At 69.0% G+C, this 23,627-nt stretch carries 22 protein-coding genes; 8 read left to right on the top strand and 14 right to left on the bottom strand.

Annotated features, from left to right (window positions below):
• Positions 1 to 195 precede the first annotated feature (195 nt).
• Together ACFVM3_RS12090 and ACFVM3_RS12085 are read left to right on the top strand one after the other, a co-directional pair.
• On the top strand, positions 196 to 1,341 hold the full coding sequence (locus ACFVM3_RS12090) for a molecular chaperone DnaK (protein ID WP_378438006.1): 1,146 nt from the start codon (positions 196 to 198) through the stop codon (positions 1,339 to 1,341).
• Complete coding sequence (locus ACFVM3_RS12085) at positions 1,338 to 3,689, top strand: LuxR C-terminal-related transcriptional regulator (RefSeq protein WP_378438004.1); 2,352 nt, start codon at positions 1,338 to 1,340, stop codon at positions 3,687 to 3,689. The genes ACFVM3_RS12090 and ACFVM3_RS12085 overlap by 4 nt, the downstream gene beginning before the upstream one ends.
• A gap of 12 nt (positions 3,690 to 3,701) precedes the next feature.
• Here ACFVM3_RS12085 and ACFVM3_RS12080 read toward each other — a convergent pair whose 3' ends face one another.
• Positions 3,702 to 4,700, bottom strand: a complete 999-nt coding sequence (locus ACFVM3_RS12080) for an NAD-dependent epimerase/dehydratase family protein (RefSeq protein ID WP_378438002.1) — start codon at positions 4,698 to 4,700, stop codon at positions 3,702 to 3,704.
• A 49-nt stretch (positions 4,701 to 4,749) separates the two neighbouring features.
• On the opposite strand from ACFVM3_RS12080, the gene ACFVM3_RS12075 reads away from it, so the two are divergent.
• A complete protein-coding gene (locus ACFVM3_RS12075; RefSeq protein WP_378438001.1) occupies positions 4,750 to 5,214 on the top strand; it encodes a VOC family protein in 465 nt (154 codons plus the stop codon).
• A gap of 152 nt (positions 5,215 to 5,366) precedes the next feature.
• Here ACFVM3_RS12075 and ACFVM3_RS12070 read toward each other — a convergent pair whose 3' ends face one another.
• The 4 genes from ACFVM3_RS12070 to ACFVM3_RS12055 all read right to left on the bottom strand — a co-directional run bounded on the left by ACFVM3_RS12070 (position 5,367) and on the right by ACFVM3_RS12055 (position 8,004).
• A complete protein-coding gene (locus ACFVM3_RS12070) occupies positions 5,367 to 5,843 on the bottom strand; it encodes a hypothetical protein (protein WP_378437999.1) in 477 nt (158 codons plus the stop codon).
• Between the two features lie 102 nt (positions 5,844 to 5,945).
• Positions 5,946 to 6,830 (bottom strand): CU044_5270 family protein, encoded by an 885-nt coding sequence (locus ACFVM3_RS12065; RefSeq protein WP_378437998.1) that lies wholly within the window; start codon positions 6,828 to 6,830, stop codon positions 5,946 to 5,948.
• Positions 6,823 to 7,395 (bottom strand): RNA polymerase sigma factor, encoded by a 573-nt coding sequence (locus tag ACFVM3_RS12060; RefSeq protein ID WP_378437996.1) that lies wholly within the window; start codon positions 7,393 to 7,395, stop codon positions 6,823 to 6,825. Before ACFVM3_RS12060 ends, ACFVM3_RS12065 begins: the two co-directional genes overlap by 8 nt.
• Positions 7,396 to 7,554: 159 nt before the next feature.
• Entirely contained in the window at positions 7,555 to 8,004 is a 450-nt protein-coding gene (locus tag ACFVM3_RS12055; RefSeq protein ID WP_378437994.1) for a hypothetical protein, read from the bottom strand.
• 131 nt (positions 8,005 to 8,135) lie between these two features.
• Here ACFVM3_RS12055 and ACFVM3_RS12050 point away from each other — a divergent pair, with 131 nt between their 5' ends.
• Entirely contained in the window at positions 8,136 to 9,320 is a 1,185-nt protein-coding gene (locus ACFVM3_RS12050) for a DUF222 domain-containing protein (RefSeq protein ID WP_378437992.1), read from the top strand.
• Positions 9,321 to 9,360: 40 nt separating this feature from the next.
• Here ACFVM3_RS12050 and ACFVM3_RS12045 read toward each other — a convergent pair whose 3' ends face one another.
• Positions 9,361 to 10,524 carry a hypothetical protein gene (locus ACFVM3_RS12045; protein WP_378437990.1) on the bottom strand — a complete coding sequence of 388 codons (1,164 nt, stop codon included), beginning with the start codon at positions 10,522 to 10,524 and terminating at the stop codon, positions 9,361 to 9,363.
• Between the two features lie 86 nt (positions 10,525 to 10,610).
• On the opposite strand from ACFVM3_RS12045, the gene ACFVM3_RS12040 reads away from it, so the two are divergent.
• Entirely contained in the window at positions 10,611 to 12,020 is a 1,410-nt protein-coding gene (locus ACFVM3_RS12040; protein ID WP_378437989.1) for a M20/M25/M40 family metallo-hydrolase, read from the top strand.
• A 7-nt stretch (positions 12,021 to 12,027) separates the two neighbouring features.
• Positions 12,028 to 12,621 carry a hypothetical protein gene (locus ACFVM3_RS12035; protein WP_378437987.1) on the top strand — a complete coding sequence of 198 codons (594 nt, stop codon included), beginning with the start codon at positions 12,028 to 12,030 and terminating at the stop codon, positions 12,619 to 12,621.
• Here the strand turns inward: ACFVM3_RS12035 and ACFVM3_RS12030 are convergent.
• Positions 12,608 to 13,312, bottom strand: coding sequence for a class I SAM-dependent methyltransferase (locus tag ACFVM3_RS12030; RefSeq protein WP_378437986.1), 705 nt, complete (start codon positions 13,310 to 13,312; stop codon positions 12,608 to 12,610). The genes ACFVM3_RS12035 and ACFVM3_RS12030 overlap by 14 nt on opposite strands.
• Before the next feature lie 175 nt (positions 13,313 to 13,487).
• Between ACFVM3_RS12030 and ACFVM3_RS12025 the strand changes: the two genes are divergently transcribed.
• Positions 13,488 to 13,742 (top strand): hypothetical protein, encoded by a 255-nt coding sequence (locus ACFVM3_RS12025; protein ID WP_093932065.1) that lies wholly within the window; start codon positions 13,488 to 13,490, stop codon positions 13,740 to 13,742.
• A 45-nt stretch (positions 13,743 to 13,787) separates the two neighbouring features.
• Entirely contained in the window at positions 13,788 to 14,582 is a 795-nt protein-coding gene (locus ACFVM3_RS12020; protein ID WP_378437984.1) for an LmeA family phospholipid-binding protein, read from the top strand.
• Between the two features lie 54 nt (positions 14,583 to 14,636).
• Here the strand turns inward: ACFVM3_RS12020 and ACFVM3_RS12015 are convergent, their stop codons facing one another.
• The 7 genes from ACFVM3_RS12015 to ACFVM3_RS11985 form a co-directional block, all read right to left on the bottom strand.
• Positions 14,637 to 15,830, bottom strand: a complete 1,194-nt coding sequence (locus ACFVM3_RS12015) for a peptidase inhibitor family I36 protein (RefSeq protein ID WP_378437982.1) — start codon at positions 15,828 to 15,830, stop codon at positions 14,637 to 14,639.
• 130 nt (positions 15,831 to 15,960) lie between these two features.
• The gene (locus tag ACFVM3_RS12010) at positions 15,961 to 16,557 is read right to left on the bottom strand and encodes a hypothetical protein (RefSeq protein ID WP_378437981.1); all 597 of its coding nucleotides are present in this window, start codon (positions 16,555 to 16,557) and stop codon (positions 15,961 to 15,963) included.
• Positions 16,554 to 18,179 (bottom strand): VWA domain-containing protein, encoded by a 1,626-nt coding sequence (locus ACFVM3_RS12005; RefSeq protein ID WP_378437979.1) that lies wholly within the window; start codon positions 18,177 to 18,179, stop codon positions 16,554 to 16,556. The genes ACFVM3_RS12010 and ACFVM3_RS12005 overlap by 4 nt, the downstream gene beginning before the upstream one ends.
• Positions 18,176 to 19,330 carry a toxic anion resistance protein gene (locus ACFVM3_RS12000; protein ID WP_378437977.1) on the bottom strand — a complete coding sequence of 385 codons (1,155 nt, stop codon included), beginning with the start codon at positions 19,328 to 19,330 and terminating at the stop codon, positions 18,176 to 18,178. The genes ACFVM3_RS12005 and ACFVM3_RS12000 overlap by 4 nt, the downstream gene beginning before the upstream one ends.
• The gene (locus tag ACFVM3_RS11995; RefSeq protein ID WP_378437975.1) at positions 19,330 to 20,406 is read right to left on the bottom strand and encodes a hypothetical protein; all 1,077 of its coding nucleotides are present in this window, start codon (positions 20,404 to 20,406) and stop codon (positions 19,330 to 19,332) included. The genes ACFVM3_RS12000 and ACFVM3_RS11995 overlap by 1 nt, the downstream gene beginning before the upstream one ends.
• 139 nt (positions 20,407 to 20,545) lie before the next feature.
• Positions 20,546 to 21,967, bottom strand: coding sequence for an ATP-binding protein (locus tag ACFVM3_RS11990; RefSeq protein ID WP_378437973.1), 1,422 nt, complete (start codon positions 21,965 to 21,967; stop codon positions 20,546 to 20,548).
• A complete protein-coding gene (locus ACFVM3_RS11985; protein ID WP_378437971.1) occupies positions 21,964 to 23,619 on the bottom strand; it encodes an FAD-dependent oxidoreductase in 1,656 nt (551 codons plus the stop codon). Before ACFVM3_RS11985 ends, ACFVM3_RS11990 begins: the two co-directional genes overlap by 4 nt.
• Positions 23,620 to 23,627: the final 8 nt, after the last annotated feature.

Raw genomic sequence — 23,627 nt, 5'->3', positions numbered from 1 at the left:
GCACATCGGGGATCACTCCGGGTCGTCGCTCAGTCAGCCAATAGGGGATCGGTATGACATCGTTAGGGCGTTAGGGGCTTAACCGAGACGCACTCGGTTGGGTTTAATGCCAACCCTCACCCGGATGGGTCAAGCCGTTCAGGTGAGTGGCCCTATTTGGTCCTTAGGGGCTGGTCAAGCGAAGGAGGATGCTCGTTGCCCTACGTCCTCGGCATCGATATCGCCTCGACCCGCACCACCGCCGCCACCTGCGTGGACACCGGCGACGGCTGGGGCGTGCCCGAGCCGTCGTGGCTCGGCGCGCGCGGCCCGGCGGCGGCGTCCGCGGTGTTCCTCGACGACGACGGCTACCTGCTCACCGGGGACGCCGCGGTCGAGGCGGGCCGGTCCGCGCCCGCCCGCCTTCTCACCGGGTTCCACGAACGGGTCGGCGACGACGTCCCCGTGATCGTCGGCGGCGAGCGGTTCCCGCCCGAATCCCTCAGCGCGGTCCTCGTGGACGCCGCGGTGGACCAGGCTGCCGAACGCTTCGGCGAGAAACCGCGCCACATCGTGCTCACGCACCCCGTCGGCTGGGGTTCGTTCCGCCGGGACCTGCTGCGCCGGGCACTGGCCGAGGCAGGATTCCCCCGTGCCGCGCTGGTGGCGGCGCCGGTCGCCGCGCTGCACGCGTACCTCGCCCCGCACGGCGACGTCACCGCCGGTGTCTGCGAATTCGGCCCGGACGGCGCGGTGGTCACGATCGCCGCCGCCGGGGTCAACGGCTGGCAGCCGGTCAAAACGGTGGAAGGCGTCGAGCCAGGTGAGGCCGTCGGCAAGGTCTTCGAACTCGCGCACGGCACCGGGATCCCGCCGCAGGCGCTGGCAGGCATCGTGCTCTGCGGCGAGGCCCCGCCGGTTCCCGGCCGGACACCGTGCCCCCTCTTCGCGTCGAGTGACCCGGTGCTAACGGTGGCGACCGGGGCGGCCAACATCGCCGCGCGACGTGACATTCCTCAACCCGGCGGTGCCGGAACGAACGCCGTCGCGACCATCGAAACCACCCTGCTCCCCCGGGTCGACATGCCCGAAGAGCTCATCGAGCGACCCGAACGGCCGCCGGTGGACATCACCCCCTTCCCCTTGCCAGAACGCACCGGGGCGGCGAAACTGCTCAGCCGGCGCAAGCCTCTCGTCGCCGGGGCCGCGGTCGTGGTCCTGGCCGCGTCCACCCTGCTGCTCACCCTGACCACTCGAGAAGCCACCGCGGACAAGGGTCCCGAAGCCCCTCCCACCACTTCGAGCTCGTGCGCGCCGCCCACCCCAGGTGCCACGCCGTCCACCCCCGAAGGTCGCTGTTGAACGCACTGCTCGACAAGCCCGGCATCATCCATCCGGGTGCCCGGCGCCTGCTCGACGAGGTGACCACCGCTCCGGAACTCCCGGTGCGGGTCACCGTCGTCGCCCCCGGCGGGCACGGCAAGACCCATCTGCTCGGCCAGCTCGGACGTCACTACGCGGACGCGGGTGTCGAAGCGCTGCTGGTCGACGACGCCGATCAGCTCGACGACGACGAGATCGCGAAGATCAAGGCACAGGCCGAAGAAACCACGGCGCCCGTGGTGCTGGCGTTCCGGCCGGCGGCGCGGACGACGACCCTGCGCGTCCTCGCCGACTCCTTCGGCAGGTCGGTGACGTTGGGCGCGTTCGGTGTCGACGACGTCCGGCGGCTCGTCGAGCACGCCGGCGGAGACGCGGCCACGGCGCAAGACGTCCACGCCAGGACCGGCGGTGTCCCGGGATTCGTGCTCCGCGCGGTCACCGGCAGGCTCGCGGATTTCCGCGGTGAGCTGGAGCAGCTGGACGACGACGTGCACCGCTACCTGATCGCGGCGGAGGCGGGCGCGGGCCGGAATCTCGATCTGCTGGCGGCGTTGCTGAACCGCGATCGCGAAGGCTTGCCCGAGATCTTCGACAGTGCCAGGGCGACCGGTCTGCTCGGCGAGGACGACGTCCTGCTGCCGATCGCCGCCGAAGCCATCCGGACCTGGGGTTCGCCGGGGCGGCGGCTGACGGTGTTGCAGCGGTTGGTGGAACTCCAGCTGCGGGACGGGCTTCCGGTGCTGGAGCTCGCTCGTTCCCTGCTGGGCACGGGAAGTTCGGGCGCGAGCGCGGCGGCGGCCTTCGAGGCGGCCGCCCGTGAGGCGATGTCCGACGACACGAAACTCGCGGCGCGGTTCTACGAAGCCGCGTCCGAGGCCGGTGGGCGCGGCGCGGCGCTCACCGTCGGCTGGGCGCACGCCGCGGCGCTGGCCGGGGACCTCGACACCGCGCTCCGGCTCGGCGACGGCATGCTCGGCAGCACGTCGGACACCGACGCCAGGGCAGCGGGCGCCGAAGTGGCGGCGACCGTGCTGGCGCATCGCGGCGAACTCGCGCACAGCGCCGAGCTGTACCAATGGTCCGGCCGGGCGGGCTCGAAGGCGTTCGCCGCGATCGCGTTGCTCGGCACCGGAAAACTCGAAGCCGCCCGAGGCGTGCTGGAGACTCCGGAAGTCCCGACCCTGTTCGCGGGCGCCGCTTCGCGGATGGCGCGGGCGATCACCGGCTCGGTGTCCGGCTGCGGCGCGGAGACGTTGTCGGCCCTGCTGGGCGCGGCCTCGATGCTGGAATCGGCGGGCGCGCCGGCTCCGCTCCCGGACAGCCCGGCGGCCCTCGCGGCGTTGGTGGGCCTGCATTCCGGCGAACTCGCGCTGGCCGAGTCGGTGCTGAGACGCGCGGTGGACGGGCGGATCGGCGGCGACCTGCTCGCGAAACGGCACCGGCTGCTGCTCGGCTGGGTCGCGATGACCGCGGGCGACCTCAAGACGGCCGCCGAAGCCCTGATGCCGCCGGACGGTCTCGAAGCGCGCGACGAACTCTTCGCCGCCACCCTGCAGTTGGGGCTGGCACGGCGAGCGAGCGATCTTCCCGGCCTGCAACGGTCCTGGGACCGGGCGTACCAGGCGTCGATGCGCCAACAGCCGGACCTGTATTCGCTGCTGCCACTGGGGGAACTCGCGATCGCGGCCGCTCGGGGCGGCGCGAGCGCCAAACTGGCAGGCCAGCTGGAACGAGCGCACTCCGTGCTCGACGCGCTCGGCAACCCTCCACTGTGGACGGCCACCCTGCGCTGGCACGAACTCCACGCCGCCATCACCGTCGAAGATCACGCGTCGGCGGGCGAACATCTGGCCGCGCTCAACGACTTCGCGTCCTGCGGCCGCTATCCGGCCGCACTCGCCGCCGCCGCGACCGGCTGGCTCGCCGTCCTGACCGGAACCGTCGATCCCGAGGCGATCACCGCGTCCTCTTCGGAACTGCACGAACTCGGGCTCTGCTGGGACGCTTCCCGGCTGGCCGGGCAGGCGGCGATCCGGACGTCGGACCGGAAGGCGATGGTCCAGCTGCTCGAAGCGGCGCGGCAGTTCCAAGGGCGGGCGCCGGAACCCACCTCGGCCACCGGGCTGAACGCGCTGAGCGAACGGGAACTGGAGGTCGCGCGGCTGGTCGTCGACGGGCTGACGTACAAGCAGGCCGGCAGCAAACTGTTCATCTCAGGGAAGACCGTGGAGCACCACATGGCGCGGATCCGCGGGAAACTCGGCGCCGGGGACCGGCGTGAACTGCTGGCCATGCTGCGGGAGTTGCTTCCCGCGAGCGAGGGCTGACGCGAGCGAGGGCTACCTCGTGGCGAGGTAATCGTCCTCGGCGGTGTAGTTGAGCATCGGGGCGAAGTACTCGTGGTCGAACGCGGGCGGTAGCCGATCGGTGGAGGCCAGCCAATCCAGCTCGGCGATCACGGTGGTGGCGTAGTCTCCGACCGGCCGGTAGCCCAATCGTCCGGCCGCGGTCATGTCCAGCCGGATACCCGGGAGGCGGTCCCAGGGGTGCCGTCCGAGTCCGGCAGGGGCGTGGTCATCGAGGAGTACTTCCTCCCAGCGATGGCCGAGGTGTTTCGCGACGGTTCTCGAGATGGCCAGTGCGTCGGGTGCGTCCGGGTCGGCGCAGTTGAGAACACGCCTGCCGGGGTTTTCCGCGACGGTTTCGATCAACGCGGCGACGTTCACGGCCGCACTCGGGTGGTCGACGCCGCGACCACCTCGGGACAGGAGAAGGACTTCGCGCCGGTCGGCCACGCGTTTGACGAACACCCATTCGCCAGGCTTGACCGACCCCTCACCATGGACTTTGGACGGCCGAAGCACGGTGACCGGGTATCCGCTGTCGAGCAGGACACGTTCCGCGGCCACCTTGCCGGCGCCGTAGCCGTCGCGAGTGCGGTAGTCGATATCCCCGCGTGGGGCCATGGTGGGCTGCGACTCGCGGATCGGGCCGTCGAAGGACGGCGCGACGGCCGAGTTCACATGGTTGCCCACCGCGTCGACGTACACGGCCTTGCTGGAGATCATCACCGTGGACCCCACATCGTCCAGCAGCGGCAGCAGTTCACGGGCGTGTGCGGCGGTGAAGCACAGACAGTCGACCACGAGATCCGCTCCCGCGCCGATCGCCGGTGCCCGGTCCGCGGCGACGAACCGGGCACCGGCGATCGCCATGTCCTCGGGCATGCGCGAGGAATCCCGGCCGACAACGGTCACATCCCAACCGACGGCCAGCAACCGGCGCGCCGTGGCGCGACCGATCAGCCCGGTACCACCGAGAACGACCGCGCGCGACATCGATCAACGATAACGCCCTTCGTCCGCTGAGGGTTGGTAGACAGGGCAGGTGAACGCCTTCTACCACCTGTGCTTCGTCGTTCGAGACATCGAGCAGGCGACCGAGGACCTCACCCGCACTCTCGGCGTGACCTGGAGTCCGGTCCGTGCGGGCACCCTCGGGGATTGGGACTACGACATCGTGTTCTCGGCCGACGGGCCACCGTTCTTCGAGGTGATCCGAGGTCCCGCCGGCAGTCCGTGGGACGCAACCGGCGGTTCCCGCTTCGACCACATCGGCTACTGGTCCAAGGACGTCATGACGGACAAACAGCGCCTGGCGGATCGAGGCGCGCCGATCGAGTTCGACTCCTGCCCTTACGGTCGTTCCTTTACCTACCACCGGCTCGACAGCATCGGGGCAAGAATCGAGTTGGTCGATCTCGCGGTCCAGCCGGGCTTCCGCGACGTCTGGGCCCAGGACGTGGCGACGATGCCGCCACTCGACTTCGACGATCCGGCCGCCGGGCCGTGACCGATTTCCGGCGGACGTGGAGACGCACTACCGACGTCTGGCAGCACAACGGCATCGGCCGCTGGAGACCGAAGCCGCTTTCCGGCGAGCGTCGCGTGGTATCGGGCGGGCGCCGACAAGTGAAGCATTCCGGGCAGGCAGGTGAGTGCGTTTCAGATGCAGCCACATCCGTGCCGGCCGGCGGTGAAGACCATCCGGCCGTCAGCGACCGTCATGGTGCTTCCGTCGAAGCTCCACCGCTGCAGCTTGTCGTCTTCGCCAAGCCAGATGAGTTCTCCGCCGGCGTCGACGTACGGTGCCAGTGCTCGCCAGAGATGTACGTCGTCCCCCGCGGCGCGCGTTCCGCCGATCAATTCGACGCCGTAGACCTCGCCGTCGGGTTCCGTCATCGCCTCGTATCGGAAGGCTCGCACCATCTCGGTCAAGGACCGCGCCGACCGGATCTCGGCGGGATCGGTGAACGCCCAGTGTGGTCGCCTGCCGAAGGTCCCGTCCGGATAGTCGACCCGCGACCACCCGCTCTTGAGGTCGTCGCGCTGGTTCAGCGCGCGTATCGCATTCAGCGCGGGGCTTGTCCGGGCAGCGGGGATGACCACCTCCCCCTTGGTGAGTCTGACGTCGTAGCCCACTCACCCATTCTGCCCCGGCGGTGTGCATGGTGGACGGTGGCGCATCCGCACAGGGGGCGCCGAAGTGGCCGGGAGCGGGACACGCCCCCGGCCACCGATCCGCTACTCGGGCAGCGTGTCGGTCCACTCGGCGGTGATCTTGACGCCGGCGGGGTTGGCCACCTTGCTCACCGCTCCGTCCCTGGTGACGAAGACCGACGTCCCGTTCACCCGTCCGGTCTCCGGATCGACGACGAGCCGCTCACCCGTGGGCAGCGACAGGCCCTGCCCGCCCGGCACCGCGCCGAGGTTCTCGACACCTGGATAGCCGGCGATCGCACGGAAGGCCGTGGCCCGGACCTCCGGCGTGGCAGGCAGGGTGGACACCAGCGAGATCAACGACTGGAAACCGGCTTGTTCCCGATCGCTCGCGGTGAACTTGCCCGCGCTCGTCCTGGCGTCACTGCGCTCGAGGGCCTCGGCGATCCAGGCCTTCAACGCGGCCGGGTCCGTCGGCAGGCCACGCAACTGCTCGAGGGTCAGATCGACGGCGACCAGCGAAAACGGGGTGGCGGTAAGCGCCCCGACCGGCATGACCTTGCCGCCCGTCTTCGCTCCCCGCATCCACGACTGACCGTCCGGCTTGATCCAGTACTCATACGCGCTCGAAGCGGCAGCGCCGTCCGCCTCGGCCACCTTCACGTGCCAGTAGCTGCCGGATCCCTCGGGGGAACGCTCGGCGGCGGTGGCGGCCGCGAGCAGGATCTCCTGCCCACTGACCGTTTGCACCGGCGGACCGTCGACCGATGCGGCGGGCATGACCGCGATCGCCACGGCGGCAGCGGCGGCCGCCGCGAGTCCGGCTCCCGCGATCCGCCATCCGGTCCGCCGCTGGGAGGTCCGGCCACCGCGAATCCGGTTCTGGAGCCGGTGCCGGCTGCGGTCGACCACGTCCTGGGACGGCTCGTCGACGGCCAGCGCGGAGCGCAGTGTCTGCAAGTCATTCATCGAGTGCCTCCGGGGTGAGGATGAAGTTGAGCTTCTTGCGTGCACGGTTGAGCCGGGAACCGACCGTGCCGGAGGAAATCCCGAGCGCCGCGGCCACTTCCTCGTATCCGAGCTGGCCGAGCGCCACGAGCAACAGCACGTCCCGTTCCCCGGCGGACAGCCGCGACAGCGCGTTCGCGAGCTGAGGAAGCAGTCGCCGTGCGGCCACCGACGCGACCACCCTGCTCTCATGCCCCTCGACCGCCGATGCGACCTTCACCCGTGCCAGCGCCCGATAGTGGCGAGCCTCCCTGCGGCGGTGCCTTGCCACCAGATTCGTGGCGATGCCGAACAGCCAGACCCGCACCTCACCGCGTTCGGCGTCGAACGTGCCACGCCGGTCGAACGCGACGAGGAACGTCTCCGCGGCGATGTCCTCCGCCGTCTGCGCGTCCAGCCGCCCGGCCACATACCGGTAGATGGCCGCGAAGTAGCGATCGTGCACTTCGGTGAACAGTTCCGGGTCCTGCGGCAGCCGGGCGGCAAGGTCGGCGTCGGTCACCTGCTCGCCCGTTCCCGCTGTCATGTGTCCGCCTCTGACATGTGGGTCCTTCCCGTCGACGGATCAGCTTTCACCACCACTTCGCCGTCGGCCGGTTTCTTCTTCCCATATGCCGCCCGCTGACCCCGGCACGGACGCGGCGACGCGTCCGATCGCACCATGGCTTGCGCGGATCAGGTGCGCTCAGAGGCGGCGACCGGTGGCCGCCTCCCACCATTCGGCGTGCCAGGCCTGTTGTTCGGCGACAGTCACGATCCGCTCGAGTTCGGCATCGGCCAGCGTATCGACGAGGCCGGCTTCCGAAGTCCCGTGGCCGGTCCGCATGACGTAGATCCGCAGACCGCCGCCCATATCCCTGGACATCCCGCTCGGGTATGTGTCACGGCGGGCCCCTTGAACGGCGATCGCCCAGCCCTCGGGTTCCAGCTGACGTCGCAGCCGGACGAGTGACTCGAACAGGTCCATGGCGGTGGCCGTATACCGGTCGCCGTCGAGGAACAGCTCGATCCGATAGAGCGGACGTGGCCCATCGTAGCCGTCAAGCCAGCCCCGCAGCCGCGCCTGTCGTCGCTCAGCGCCCCGCGCCACAAGCACTTCTCGGTCTTCCAGCAGCCTCGGACAGTCCTCGCTCACTCACCTATTCAAGCAGCCGAGCCGGGGCTGTCAGTGGTGATCCGGGTGCACGAAAGTCCCGTTCACTCTCCGCGTAAATTCGATCACGCTCCTGATAGCGATCGAACATGAGTTCGAGTATGATCAGGGACATGACCACAACTCTCCCTTATAACCCGAAAGCCGCTCGCTTTCTTGACACCGCGTTCGACGAAGAGCTTTCACTTCGCCGGACACAGGCACGTCAGGTACGAGCGTTAGCCGACTTCGCCGCTCGCGGCGGATCACGAAGATCTGTGACCGAGGAGGTCGCCTTGCGCTTCTCGGTCACCCGCAATCACGCGTTCCTGCTCGTCGAGACCTCCTGCACCCTTGTCGCTCGCCTGCCGAACACGCTGGCGGCGTTGGAGCGTGGCGATATCGACCTGTACAAGGCTTCCAAGGTCATGCAACTGACACGGGAAGTATCGGACGAAGTCGCGGCGCAGGTCGACGCCTGGCTGACCACACGCCTCGCCGGCCGTGATCCCGGCGCGATCCGGGGCTCGGTGAGTCACGCCGTGCAGAAATTCGATCCCGACGGCTATCGCGAACGAGCCGCCAAGAAACGCGCGTTACGGCATATCTCGTTGGAACACCACGGCGAGACCATGTCCACACTCTCCGGCCATCTTCCGGCGGAAGTCGCCAGTTCCCTTTACGCGTCGTTGAGCCGAGCCGCGCGAGCCCGGCGGAACAACGACAAATCCCGCACCCTCGACCAGCACCGCGCCGATATTTTCGCCGAACGCCTGCTGGCCGAGGACGGACACGGCAAGCCGCGGGCACACATCCATGTCTATGTCGACTTCTTGACTCTCGTCGGCGCGTCCAACGATCCCGCGACACTCGCCGGGTACGGTCCCATCCCCGATTGGCTGGTCCGCGAGATCGCCTCCGACCCCGACTCGACCTGGTCGCGGCTGATCACCGACTCCGCCACAGGCCAACTGCTCGAAGCCGGCGCAGACAAATACCGGTCACCGGCGTCCTTGGCGCGGTTGATCAAGGCGCGGGATCGCGAGTGCACGCAACCGGGCTGTCACCGGCCTGCCGAATTCTCCGATATCGACCACATCACCTCCTGGGCTCGCGACGGCAAGACCAACCAGCACAACTGCCACAGCTACTGCACAGGCCACAACCTGCTTCGCGAGGAGCCTGGCTGGTCGGCCGTGCCCACCGGCGACGGCGGCATGATCATCACCACGCCGAGCGGCCATACCTACGAGACGGCGCCAGAGCCGTTCCACGAACCACGTACGGGTCCCGATGACGACGATGAACCTCAAGACTGAGCAACGCAGAGGCCCCGAAGGTCCGCCGGCGGCAACGAACTCAAGCCCGTGTCTCCAACGCCTTCAACGCCGCCCTGGCCACCCGTCGCGAAGGGTCCTCGACCATCGGCCTCACGGAATCGACCGGAACGGCATCCAGAATCCGAAGTGCCCCAACGGCTTGAGCCCGCACCCTGGCCACGGGATGCCTCAGCAACGGATACAGCAGCGGCCCATCCTCTGCCCGCCCCGACTCCGCAAGTCCCGCGATTGCTCCGAGAGAAGGATTCGCACCGGAAACCGCGGACCGGTACCAAACGACGGCGTCGACGCCTGTACGCCTGGCGGCATCCCGTGCGAGCGCACGGATCAGCGTGGAAGGGTCGTCCAGCAGACCGGCGATCTCCTCCCAGTGGCCAAGCCGTGCGAGTCCGGTCAGCGCGCTGATCCGTACCTCGCCACGGCGGCAGGCGGCCAGCTTGCGCAGGACGTCGACGCGACCCGTCCAGACGGCGTCGCGGGCAACCGCCTCACCGGCTCGCACGCGGATGCTCTTGTCGGAATGCGTCAGAGCGAGCCGGATCAGCTCGTCGAGTTTGAGATCGCCCCGCCGAGTGCGCACCTCGAGCACGAACCTCGGCACCGCGGAGTTCACCGAGCACATCAGCTGCTCGAGCACCGCCGCGGGGACGTCGTAAGCAGCCGCGTACAGCTGTCGCACGCCGAAGCCGCCGCGGCGACGCCGCCCCAGGTGAAGCATCGTTTCGGCAGCCGGCCGCAGGTAGGTCGCCGGGTCATCGTGCAGCAGCCGGACGACACCCGCGCGGGCGACGTCGCTGACCGGAGACGCCCAGTCCGTCATGCGCAGCAGCAGGAACGGAAGTGTCTCCGGGCGAGGGTTCGCCAGCAGTCGCGTGACCGCCAGTTCCCGGACCCGGCCGTCGTGATGCGAAGCCGCGATCGCGGTGGTCAGCCGTCCTGCCTTGCCGGCTCTGAGCGAAAGGGCGACGTCATCCAGAGCCCGCTCGTACCGCCAATACCCGTCGAGAGTCGCGATGAGCGCCGGTGTTTCAGTGATCTTCTCGAAAGCGGCCGCGATTTCGGCGGCATCGCCGGACTTGTCGACGCGCACGAGCGCGTCGACGAGCACGTCCACGCGGAACCCCCGGCTCTCCAGCGTTTCCCGGAGTGCCTCGGCCACGGACTTCTTTCTCCCGAACATCACCCGGTGATCCTCTCCCATCTCGTGCGCGCCGCGCTCATCCTTTTCGCGGGTAGACGCCCGGCCACAAGGGGCGTAGGAACAGGAGAATGGTTGAGGAAAGGTCCAGACGAGTTTTCCTGTCCACCTCGGCGGCGCTCTCGGCGGCCGCCCTCACCGGTGTACCGGCCCACGCCGAAGAACCGGAAGTTCGAGGCCCCGGCGAACGCCTCTCTCCGCAACGCCCCGACGCCGAACTCCGGGCGATCCTCCGGGAGATCGACGAACATCGCATCGAGGCCACCGTACGCAGACTCGCCGCGTTCGGGACCCGGCACACGTTGTCCTCGCAGACCGATCCCGTCCGCGGAATCGGCGCCGCCCGTGACTGGATCTTCGCGGAGCTGACGAAAACCGCGCAGAGGTCGGACGGCCGAATGACGGTCGAATTACAGTCCTATCTACAGCAACCCGCTCCACCGCGGATCCCGGTCGCGACCACGATCACCAACGTCGTCGCCACCTTGCGCGGCTCCACCACGCCGGAGCGGATCTACGTTGTGTCGGGCCACTACGACTCGCGGTGTTCGGATCCGCTCGACGCGACGAAGGACGCTCCGGGTGCCGACGACGACGCTTCCGGTGTGGCCGTCGCGATGGAACTCGCCCGGGTGCTCGCCACCCGCCGGCCGGCGGCGACCATCGTGTTCGCGGCGGTCGCGGGCGAGGAGCAAGGCCTGTTCGGCGCGCGGCATATGGCCACGCTCTACAAGGCAGCGGGCGCGAACGTGCAGGCGATGTTCACCAACGACATCGTCGGTTCGAGCCGGGCGGACGACGGCACGAGGGATCCGCGCACGATCCGGTTGTTCGCCGAAGGTGTGCCGACGTCGGAAACCCCCGCGCAGGCCGACATCCGGCGCGCGGTCGGCGGGGAGAACGATTCGCCCTCTCGCCAGCTGGCGCGGTTCGTGCGGTCGGTCGCGGAGAACGACGCGACCGGCATGACCGTCCGGGTGATCCACCGGCGCGACCGCTACCTCCGGGGTGGCGACCACATCCCGTTCCTCGAACAGGGCTATCCGGCCGCGCCGTTCACCGAACCGCACGAGGACTACGCGCACCAGCACCAGGACGTGCGAGTGGAGAACGGCAAACAGTTCGGTGATCTGCCCGAGTTCTGCGACTTCCCGTTCATCGCCAGGGTCGCGCGGGTCAACGCCGCCACCGTCTGGTCGCTGGCGACCGCGCCCGGCACTCCCGAAGACGTCCGGATCCGGACCGACCGGCTGACGAACGACACCGATCTGGTGTGGCGGCGCGGGACGGACCCGGATCTCGCCGGTTACGAGGTCGTGTGGCGGGAGACGACAGCGGACGACTGGACGCACGCGATCAAGGTCGGCGACCGGACCGAGGCTAAAGTGGATCTGTCGAAGGACAACGTGTTCTTCGGTGTGCGCGCGGTCGGGCAGAACGGCCGCCGCGGTCCGGTCGCGTTCCCGGCGCCCTTGAGTTGAGGTCACGATGACTGTCACCCCCGACGACCTTGACGCGGCGATCGCGAGCGTGACGGACAGCCTGCGCGAGGCGTCGGGCCGTGACTGGTCGGCGGCGTCGGGCACCGGCGAACTGAACGCCTGGCGCACCGCCGAGCATCTCGGCGACTGCCTCATCTCCTACGCGGGACTGCTGATCGCCCGGCCGTCGACGCCGCGGTTCGTCTGCTTCGAAGCCGTCGCCGACCGGGCCGCGACCCCGTCGGAGATGCTGGAGTTCGTCACGGTGGGCGGCGGCGTCCTGAGCGCCACCCTCCGCACGGTGGCCCCGGACGTCCGCGCGTATCACCCGAGCGGCCGCGCCGACCTCGAAGGATTCGCCGGAATGGGCTGTGTCGAGGTCCTGGTCCACAGTGAGGACATGGCCCGCGGGCTCGACGTCACCCTCGATCCGCCGCGCGACGTCTGTTCGCGGGTGCTCGCGCGGATGTTCCCGGAGGTGGACGTCACCGGCGTCGATCCCTGGACGGCGTTGCTGTGGGCGACGGACCGGACGGAGTTGCCGGGCCGCCCGTCCCGAGTCGGCTGGCAGTGGCGCGGCGCGCCGCTCAGCGAGGCCTGAAAGCCACCACGGCGGCCTGGACACCGTCCCGCCAGACCACAACGGGCTCCTCGACCGGCCCCGCTCCCATGGCCCGCAGGTGCCAAGCGGCCGGAGGATGCCATTCGGCCGAAGGCGAATCGCCGAACAACCGGGCCCGTTCCACCACCGCGGGGCCGAGCACCGGATCCGCTGCGGCCTGCGCCCACCAAACGCTCCAAGGACTCTCGCCGTCGTCGCCAGGGGCCGCCGCGACCTCCACGTCCGGCATGTCGTCCACAGTGGCCACGAATCCGCCCGCACGCACGAGCCCGGCGAGCTCGGCGTACAACTCGGTCAGCCGCCCGGGCGGCAGGTAATGCAGCGCCATGACCGCCAGAACGGCGTCGAAGCCGCCATCCGGCAGGTGCGTGACCCACTCCGGGTCACGCAGATCGGCCCGGACCACTCCCACCGACGACGGCAGGAACGCACCGGCGATCGTCAGCATCACCGGATCCAGATCGACCAGCGTGACCTCCGCCCCGGGAACGCGCTCGAGCAGCCGAGCACAGAGCGTGCCCGTGCCGCCACCCACATCCAGCACCCGCGGCGCCGGATCGCCACAGCGCGACACGACCAGGTCGATCATCCGCTCGATCGCCCGCTCGCGTCCTGGCTGATACTTCGCCATGAGGCGTTCCCAGCGGTCGTTCCAGTCCCCAAGAGCCATACTGGCAATGATAATCGATATCAACTAAACAGCGTTCCGTCACCGGTCGCCTCCGAGCAGTGGGCGAGGTACGGCCGATCGGCCCAACTTGGCCGCTGACGCGTTTGCCCCGCCAGAGGCCGGGAACTTATCCGATATGTCCAGATGGCGAACCACCAGCAGGAGCAACACCGCCGTGCGGGTCATCACCGGCATCGGCGCGCTGTTCGCTTTCATCGAGTTGCTGTACATGGTGATGGTGCTCGCGGGAGCCAACGCGGGCAACGGTTTCTTCATCTTCATCCAGGCACTGGCCAAACCGCTGGCGTTGTTCTGGCCGGGACTCTTCCCGGTGAGTGACCCGAATCTCGCGGTCATCCTCGACTACGGCCTGGCCGCCGCGTTCTGGGTGATCCTGGCGGGTGTGATCGCCCGTTTCGCGGCCCGCTGACCCCCTGCGGCGGCGATCGGCGTCCCGTTCGGCGACACTGGACGGATGAGCGACGGCAGATGGTTCGACCTGAACCCGCTTCCCGAGCTGTTCGGCCTGGCCGCCGCCGGGCGGGCGCTGCTGCCCAACGTGCCCGTCACCCCGGCCGCGATCCTGAAGACCGTCACCGAACAGCTGGTCGGGCGGCGATTGACGGCCAAGGTGGACGGGCACGACGTCGGACTCACCCTGACCGGGCTCGACTACGAGACCGACAGCCTCAGCCTCGCCGCGACCGGCAAGGTCGGCGACGTCCGCATCGTCGTCGAGGACGTCGACTGGCCGGAGACGCCGCTCGAACGCATCACCGTGCTGGCGTCGAACGTCCGGCTCCGCTCGCTTCCGTCCCCGGCCGCCATCCCCGAGCAGGTGAAGATGGCGATCCGGGTGTCACCGGAAGTCCTCCAGGCGCGCGTCGCCGAGGTCCGGCCGGGCATCATCGTGACTCCCGGCGAGGACGGGCATTTCCACGTCCGCTGGGAAAAGCGGCCCCGCTGGGGACATCTCGCCCTGGAGTCCACCGTGGAGGGCGACGCCGTCGTCCTCCGGCCGATGGCCGTCCACATCGGACGTCGGCGGTTCGGGCCGCCGACCCGTCTCAAGCCGATCGTCCTGCCGCTTCCCGAACTCCCGCAAGGCATCCGGCTCACCGCGGTCGAGGCGCACGACGGCCACCTCGTCCTGCACGCGCTGGCGGAGGAATGGCCGGAGAAGCTGTCCACCATCCCGCTCGGCGACCTGCTCGGCTGGGTGACGACGGCGGTGGCCACCTTGACACTGCCGGGGCTCGGCGGCCGTTGACCGGAGATGGCCCCCGTCACCACGGGGCGGCGGGGGCCATCGTCGGGTCATGGATCAGCTGTGCAGCCGCCCTTGCGCGACGGGCAACGCGGTCGCCTTCGGCATCGCCGCGGGAAGCGCGGCACTCTCCGCCTGCGTCCCGGCCTGGGCCCGCACGAGCCCGGTCGAGTTCCCGCACACCCTCTTCTTCTCGGCCGAGGTCATCTTCTTGCCGACGGTCCTGGTCTGGCCGACGACACCGGGAGCCGGGCCTTCACCGCTGAAGTTCCAGACGTACCACTGGTGGTGTCCCCACTTGCGCTTGTCGTACCACATGTCGTAGGACCCGCTGGACACCTTCATCACCGGTGAGCGGTCCAGGCCCGCCCAGTAACCCGGGTTGACCTCGATCCGGGTCTCGACGTTCTCGCTGGTCTCCCAGCCCCATTCCTGGCCCCACGTCCGCTTGTAGGCGACCGTCCACTGGACGAGGAACTCGAAGCCCGCGCTCACGCTGAGCTCGTTCGACACCGTGTTCTTCCCGCTGCGCGTGTCACGCTTGCCGATCACCTGGGTGATCTTGTTGGCGCTGCAGTTGAACACCGTGTCCACGCGGCCCCAGTCGCCGTAGAAGTCCTGGCCGCGCTGGTCGACGTGCGCGTTGCAGGTCTTGGTGGCGCGGCCGCAGTCCCGGAGCAGTTCGGCACGGGAGGGCCCTCGCTTGTACAGCACCGAGCTGCCGCGGTCGTTCATGTTCGGCCCGTAGTTGGCGCTGTCGTTGGCGTACCAATCCTGGATGTCGCCCTGCCGGTAGGCGTCCGCGTACATCGTGATGTGGCAGTTGTTGAAGGTCTGGAAGGAGGAGATCTTGTCGTTCCAGTCGTTCCCGAGGTAGTCGAGGTACTGGACGGTCCCCTCCGTGCACGGCGACCCGTGGATGGCGAGGCTCGAACCGCCGAAGTTCCAGTGTTCGTAGAGCACGCTGATCACCGTGGCGGCCGCCCCGACCTTGCCGGACTCTTCGATCCGCGCGGCCATCCGGCCGTTCTCTGCGGTACCGGGTTTCGCCGCCGTCTCCGGCACACCGGTCACCTTGCCACCCGACGCCGCGGCGATCGACTCGCCGAAGCTGTCATAGCACCGGATCGCACCGGTCGCCGCATCGGCGACGCAGTGCTTGTCACGCTCTCCGGCGTTCGCCGGGACAACGCCGGCGAGACACATCACCACAGCGGCAAGGAAGGCCGCCCCGAGTCTGTACTTGTGCACGTCTGAACTCCCTGGAGCCAACGGAAACCGACCACGACCTGATCGGCTTCACCAGTGCACCACGGGAAATCCGCCTTGCCCATGCAGAATCACCGGCAGACCTGTTTTCGGTTACCGATGATCGGGACTGTCAAACGGATTCTCCGCGCTCGCGCAAATAGCGCGTGTGATCGGCCTGCTGATGGACGTCACCCTCGTAGAACCGCTCCGCGATGCGGTGCGCTTCGGTCTCCAGCAGTTCCAGTTGCGTGAGGAGTTCATCGGACGCGCTCGGCTCGCCGCCCGCCCGGCGTTTGACGGCGAACCACCACGGCAGATTCAGGTAGGTCTCCACCGACAGCGGCAGGTCGGTTCGCGCCAACCGGGTGCCGGCGTGCTGGACGTCCGGGTTGGCCGCCCACCGCTCCGGCCGCGAAAGCAGGTCGTCGAGCACCTCGGCGATCCGCCGCACACCGTCCACAGAGGACTCCGGCATCCGCTGCGCCCGCGCGGTCACCTTGCCCACCAACGAGTCGAGGTCAGCGCGCAGTTGCCCGGCCTCGGCGACGGCGTCCGCAGAGACCAGCCGGACCCGCTCGGGCGGCGCGAGCAGGGCGAACACCGCGTACAGCCCCGCGACGACGAGCGGCCACAGTCCGCCGACGACGCCGGTCAGGTACAGGGCGAGCCCGATCAGCCCGCCGACGCAGCCGGCGAGGTTCTTCGTGGAGCCGAGATACCCGATCACTGGTACCCGCGGATTTCCTGGAACACCTTGGGCAGGACGTCACCTCGCGCGTCGAACACGTTGCCGCCGGTGCGTTTCGCGACTTCGCCGAGTTCGGTGGAATCGCCTTCGCCGAAGATCACGGTGAACACCGGGATCTGCCGCACGGCCTCCGGCAGCGACGGGAACCTCTTCTCGAAGTCCGAGAACTTGGCGCCGTTCGCGTTCTGCCCGTCGGTCATCAGCACGATCGAGGTGAACCGATCGGGATCACGCGCGACCAAAGGGCCCATGATGTCGTACGCGCGCTGAAGGCTGTCGTAGATCGCCGTACCGCCGTTCGCGTCGAGCCCCTCGGCGAACCGCTTGATCTTGTCCAGCGCGGGTTGTGGATCACCTTCCGGGACGGTGAACGTCTCCGGCCTGCCGGGCACGGTGTCGAACGGCAGCATCGTGACCTCTTCACGGCTGCGGAACCGGCGGTACCGGCCGGTCAGCGAACCGTCGGCGCCGGTCAGCCCGATCAGCGCGGTGCGCAGCGATTCGATCCGGTCGCCCGACATCGAGCCGGAGGTGTCGAGCACGTACAGCGTCCGCGACGGCCGCCGGATCTTGTCGAAGTAGGCGCCCAGCAACGCGTCGACCGCCTGCTGCGTCGCCGGGAACGGCAGTTCGACGAGGTCCTTCTGCGCGAACTGCTGCCCGAGTTGGACGCCTGGCACGACGGGGCGGCGCTGCGTGGTCTCCATGATCTTGCGCTGGGTGTCCGGCGTCCGCAGCCGCTCGGCCAGCTTGCGGTGCGCGTCCCGCGCGTCGGGATTCGCGCTCTGCACCAACGTCAGCGGGTAGTCCGCGGTGACCACGCCGTCGGACGGGTACACCAGCGTCAGCGGCTCGGGAAGTTTCCCGCTCGCGTTCATCGACAGCAGGACGGACTCGTAGTTGATCAGGCCGTCGACCTTCTTGCCGGGATCCTGGCCGGTCGCCCGTCGCTGGTAGGCCTCGGAAAGCCAGCCGGACGAGCCCGCGGACATCGCCTGCGCGCTGAAGAACTCGGTCAGTTTCGGGGTGACGGACGCGATCTGCTGCGCGTCGACCGCGTTGCCCGCCCCCGCGAGCGCCGACGCCACCCCGACCAGTGCCGAGAAACCGGAGTTCGACGCCGACGGATCGGTCATGCCGTAGGTGAAGGCCTTCTTCCCGGCCTGCTCGGCGATCTCGCCCCAGCCCACCGGCCGTCCGGTCCAGCCGAGCCGTTGCGCCGACGACGCGGACAGCCCGAGGACCACCGGCGAGCTCATGATCTTCACCTGCTCGCCCAGCCGTTTCGCGGCCTCCGGAACTGCCGCCGGGTAGCGGTTCGACGAGAACCAGACGGCGTCGTACTGGCCGTCCACCTTGCCGTTCGCGAGCGCTTCGGTGCCCTCCAGTGTCCCGGTGAACTGGAACTTCACCTTCACCCCGGTCGCGGCCGCCTCCTGTTCCAGCAGCGGCTGCAGGTCGGCCAGCTCACTGCCCGCGAGCACCCGTAACGTGCCAGGCTCGGCCTTCCCCAGGTTCTGCGTCCCGCCTTCGCTCGAATCGCAGGAAACCAGTGACAGTGCGCAAACCGCGCTGACCGCCAAGACCGCCCAGCGTTTCACGATGCCCCCTCGGCCGTCGCCGTCTCGTGAGAGCGGCGCAGATGGTCTTCGGCCCGCCGGATCTCCCCGGACAGCGCCTCCACGGTCGCCGCCATCGTCGAGACGGCCCCCGCCTTGAACTCGTCGATCGCGTCGATGCTGCGGTAGATCCGCTCGAACGACTCGCGGATCGTCTCCACCGCTACGGCGGGATCACTGCCCGCGCGCTGGATCTCGGCGCTGCGCAGTTCCAGCATTTCCGCGTTGGCCCTGATCAGCCCGTCGGTGGTGGCCTGCACGGCCTGGACCTCGTCGAGGACGTCCCGCTGACCGGCGAGCGCCCCGCTCACCAGCAGCGCGACCCGCAGCGCCGCGACCGTGGTCGACACCGCCCGTTCGATCCCGCGGATCAGCTCGTCGTTGTTGCGCCGCACCAGATCCAGCGCGAGGTAGCCCTGCGCGCTGACCGCGAGCTGGGTCAGCAGATCCTGATGCCGTTGCCGGATCGGGTGCAGCGCGTCGGCCCGTAGCGACTTGGCCCGCGCGGGATCGGTGAAGTCGAAGATCCCGGCCTGGCGTTCGACCGCGGTGTCGACGGCTTCGGCGAACGCGGCCGCTTCCGACAGCTTGCCGAGCGTCGTCCAAAGCCGCTCCCGCTCGCCCTTGAGCGCGGCGTTGTCCCGCCGCAGGACGTCCTGCCGCGCGCGCAGCTCCAGTACCAGCGCGTTCACCGGCTCGTTGGCGGCGCGGTAGCGGTCGAGCGCCTTCTTCGCACTGCCCGCGACCGGGATCATCCCCAGTAGTTTGCGGCCGGTGATCGGCAGTTTCGCCGGGTCGATCTCCGCCACGGTCCGCCGGAGCCCGGCCAGGCTCACCGCCGCCTGTTGTTGCGGTGACCCGATTTCCGCCAGCGCCCGCGCCGACCGATCCAGGAGCACGCCCGCGACGGTCGCCGCGGCCCGCATGTCGGACTCGCCGACCGCGAGCAGCTCGTCCAGGACCCGGGTGAACTCCGGCGATCGGACGTCGAGCGCTTCGAGGCGCCGGGCGAAGTCTTCGGCGCGCTTCGCGACCTCGGCGTGGACCTCCGGCGCGAGGGTGACCAGTCCGGCGGCCCGCTCGGCCGGGATCGCCTCCACCGGTTCGGGTGGAGTGAGCGTGAAATCGTCCATCAGTACTGCTTCTTCACGGCGTCGAGCAGCCGCTCCAGTGTTTCGAACGACGGTGGTTCGACGGCGTCCACCAGATCCGCGGGCACCGGCGCCTTTGCCGCGGCGACGACGTCGGCGAACAGACGCGGATCCCCGGTGCGGAAGCCGAAGGTGGCGGCGAGTTTCCCCAGTTCCGGGTCGGTCGCCAGCAGCCTGCCCACCTGGTCGCCGTTCGGCTTCAACGGGACCAGCGTGTGCTTCGAGTACACCGTCGGCGCCGTGTAGAGCAGGCGCATGTCCGGCCGGATCGAACCGTCGGCGCGGACCAGCCGGTCGACGAACTGCGACTCGTAGATCAGCGCCATCGGCGTCTTGCCCATGCCCGCGGCGAGGTAGTCCTCGAACGGGCCTTCGGTGCTGTTCTGCGTGTAGCCCTGGTCGATGAACAGCTTCGACACCGCGGGCAGCACCTTCGCCTCGGCCTCCGGCGTGCTGACCACGTTGTTCCCGTTGGCGACGAAGGAGACGATCGACAGGTACATCGCCGCCGAGTTCGATTCGCGCGGGTCCGTGGTCGTGAGCAGCACGTTCTTGCGGGCCGGGAAGGCGGTGTTGCCGGGGAGCTGGTCCCAGCGCGTGCCCTTCTGCGCCAGTTCGAGGTACTTCGCGATGTCGAGCACCTGGTAGTCCCCGGCGCCCTTGCGCACGATCCCGTTGGCACTCAGGAGGTTCACGATCGGCTCGAAGGTCGCGACCGCCATCGGCGACTGGAACGGCGTGTGCACGCCGGTCACCTGGTGATCGCGCTGGATCCGTTGCGCGGCGGGCGACGAGGACGGGAACGCGAACTCGTACTTCCCGAGGTCCATGTTCGCGATCTGCCGCGAGCCCGCGGAGTCGACCTCGACCTTCAGCCCGTGCTCGGCGAACGCGTCCGCCACCCGTTTGTCGGAGAAGAAGGCCAGCTTCTCCGAACCGATGACCCCGCGCACCGTGGTGAGCTCCGTGTTCTCGTCGCCGCCCCGATCCCAGACGATCACGGCGACCACGGCCAGCAGCAGCACCACTGCCAGGCCGATCGACAGACGGCGTTTCACCGGCCCACCCCCTCGTTCACCAGCTCGATCTTTCAGCCCGTTCGACTCTTTTGACGCGCGGGTGAGCCATTTCGAAGTGAACGATCGATGAACGAAAGAAGTCGTCAGTTCCTGGCGAACCGTTGGGGTGGAAAGAAAATCAGATCACGGACTGCTCCGAGACCGGCAGGCACACGGTGAAGCGGGTGTCACCGGGCGCCGAGTCGACCCGGAGGTCGCCCTGATGCCGCTCGACGACGATGCGCCAGGAGATGTCCAGGCCGAGCCCGGTCCCCTGCCCCACCGGCTTCGTGGTGAAGAACGGCTCGAAGATCCGCTGCCGCACCTCCGCCGGGATCCCTGGTCCGGTGTCGCCGATCTCGACGTGCACGTGATCGTCCACCCTGGACGTCCGCAGGGTCAGCGTGCCGTCGGCCCCCATGGCGCCGAGAGCATTGTCGATGATGTTCGTCCACACCTGATTCAGCTCGCCCGCGTACGCCGGGATCCTCGGCACCGCGTGGTCGTACTCCTTCACGACCCGGATCCCCGGCCCGATCTTGCCGGCGAGCATGACGAGGGTCGAGTCGAGTCCTTCGTGGACGTCGATCCACTGGTGTGGCGCGCGGTCCATCTGGGAGTACTGCTTGGCCTTGCCGACCAGTACCGAGATCCGGGTCGTCGAATCCTCGATCTCGCCCATCAGCATCTCGGTCTCGAGCGCGTACGCCAGCCAGCGGACGGCGCCGTCGAGGAAGGTCTCCCCGACCGAGTCGAGCAGCCGGTCCAGATCCGGCACGGTGAGTCCCGCGCGGACGTAGATGTCGGCGAGGTCCCAGCCCTGGTCGATGCCGTGGCCGTCGAACCAGTCGCCGATCTCGTCCTCGCGGTCGGCCTGCTGCATCGCGGTCAACTTCGGGGCTGAGGCGACCTGTTTGACCAGCTGCTCCTGGATGTCCAGCAACTGCTCCAGCAGCGCCGGATCGACGTTCTTCTTCGCCAGCATCGCGAGCTTGTGCCGCATCCCGGCGACCCGCTCCCGCAGCGACGCCGTCGCGCGGACGGCCGCGGCCGCCGGATTGTTGAGTTCATGGGTCAACCCGGCGGAAAGCTCGCCGAGCGCCAGCAGACGGCGCCGCGAACCGATCACCGTGTCGCTGTTGCGCCAGCCGAGGTACATGCCCTCCAGCAGATGCGTCGCCATCGGGAACCAGCGGCGGAACTCGGTGGCGAACTCGGCAGCGGGCAAGGTCAGGAAGGTGAGGTCGCTGATCGCGTGCACCGAGGCGCCGTAGGTGTGTTCGGTCTCCTGGTGCACGAAGAACTGCGTCGCACCGCAGTAGGCGCCGCGCTGATCGGACCGGATCGTCTCGACCTCGGTGCCGCCGACGAGCCGCGTCATCCGCAGCGCGCCCGACAGCAGGAGATAGAAGCAGGTGGCCGGTTCGCCTTCGCGGATGACCGTCTCGCCGCCGGTGTAGTGCTCCAGTACGGCGTGCTCGTCGATCCAGTCGAGCTGTTCCTCACTGAGGTGCTCGAAAAGGAAGAGCCCGCGCAGTTCCTCCCTGGGCAGAACGCTCATTGCTCCTCCAGATATCGGTGGACGAGGGTGACCGCCATGGCGCCTTCGCCGACGGCCGACGCGACACGCTTCACCGACGCCGCCCGGACGTCACCCGCCACGAACACGCCGGGGATGGACGACTCCAGGTAGTGCGGGTCGCGGTCCAGCGGCCAACCGGGCGGCGGACCGCCGTCGGTGAGCAGATCGGGGCCGGTCCGCACGAAACCGTGGTCGTCACGCTGGATCTCGGTGCCGAGCCAGTCGGTGCGCGGGGCGGCGCCGATGAAGATGAAGAGGTGACCGGTGGGCACGGTCTCGGTGGTGGAGCCGTTCTCGCACAGGGTCAGCCGTTCGAGGTGATCGTCGCCGTGCGCCTCGACCACCGTGGTCCGGGTGCGGACGTGGATATTCGGTATCCCGGCGATCTGCTCGATCAGGTAGTGCGACATCGACGCTTCGAGCGACTGGCCGCGGACGAGGATGGTGACGTCGGCGGCGTGCTTGGAGAAGAACACCGCCGCCTGGCCCGCCGAATTCGCGCCGCCGACGATGTAGACGTGCTCGCCCTTGCACTCGGGCGCTTCGGTCGCGGCCGAGCCGTAGTACACGCCGCGGCCGGCGAGCTCGGCGACGCCCGGAGCCTCCAGCGCCCGGTAGGTGACGCCGCTGGCCAGCACCACGGAATGCGCCGAGATCTCGGTCCCGTCGCCGAACATGACCACGCGCGCGGAACCGCGTGCCTCCAGGCCCACGACGTCGCGGGCGGTGAGCACCTCGGCGCCGAACTTGAGCGCCTGCCGTCGCGCGCGGTCGGTGAGCTGCGCGCCGGAAACGCCGTCCGGGAAGCCAAGGTAGTTCTCGATGCGGGAGCTGGTGCCCGCCTGCCCGCCGGTCGCCTTGCGCTCGACGATGACGGTGCGCAGCCCTTCCGACGCGCCGTACACGGCCGCCCCGAGGCCGGCGGGCCCGCCGCCGATCACGATCAGGTCGTAGAACTCCTGCGCCGGGCGCGTGGACAGGCCGACGGCATCGGCGAGCTCCGGCCCCGACGGCTGGCGCAGCACCGTGCCGTCCGGGGTGACCAGCACCGGGATGTCCTGCGGCGCCGCGTCCGCCGCCTCGAGGATCCGGCGGCCCTCGTCGTCGTCCACGGAGTACCAGCGGTACGGCACGGCGTTGCGCGCCAGGAAGTCGCGCAGGTGGAACGACGGCGAGGAGTACCGGTGGCCGATGAGCTTGATCTCGTCGACCGGCCGCTCCCCCACCGCGCGCCAGGTCTCCACCAGCGCGTCGACGACCGGGTAGAGCTTCTCCTCCGGCGGGTCCCACGGCTTGAGGAGGTAGTGGTCGACGTCGACGACGTTGATCGCCTGGATCGCGGCGTCGGTGTCGGCGTAGGCGGTCAGCAGCGCGCGACGGGCGTTCGGGAACAGGTCCATCGCCTTCTCGAGGAAGACGATGCCGTCCATCTGGGGCATCCGGTAGTCGGCGAGGATCGCGGCCACGGCGTCGCCGCGCAGCTTGATCTCGCGCAGCGCTTCGAGGGCGTCGGCACCGGAATCGGCCCGGATGATCCGGTAATCCTTTCCGTACCGTCTGCGCAGGTCGCGGGCGACCGAACGGGACACGGCGGGATCGTCGTCGACGGTCAACAGGATCGGCTGGCTCACCGGATCAG

Source organism: Amycolatopsis sp. NPDC057786, assembly GCF_042797905.1.
Lineage (GTDB): Bacteria > Actinomycetota > Actinomycetes > Mycobacteriales > Pseudonocardiaceae > Amycolatopsis.
The sequence above is the reverse complement of the archived record's forward strand: the minus strand, read 5'-3'. Positions and strand labels throughout refer to the sequence as shown.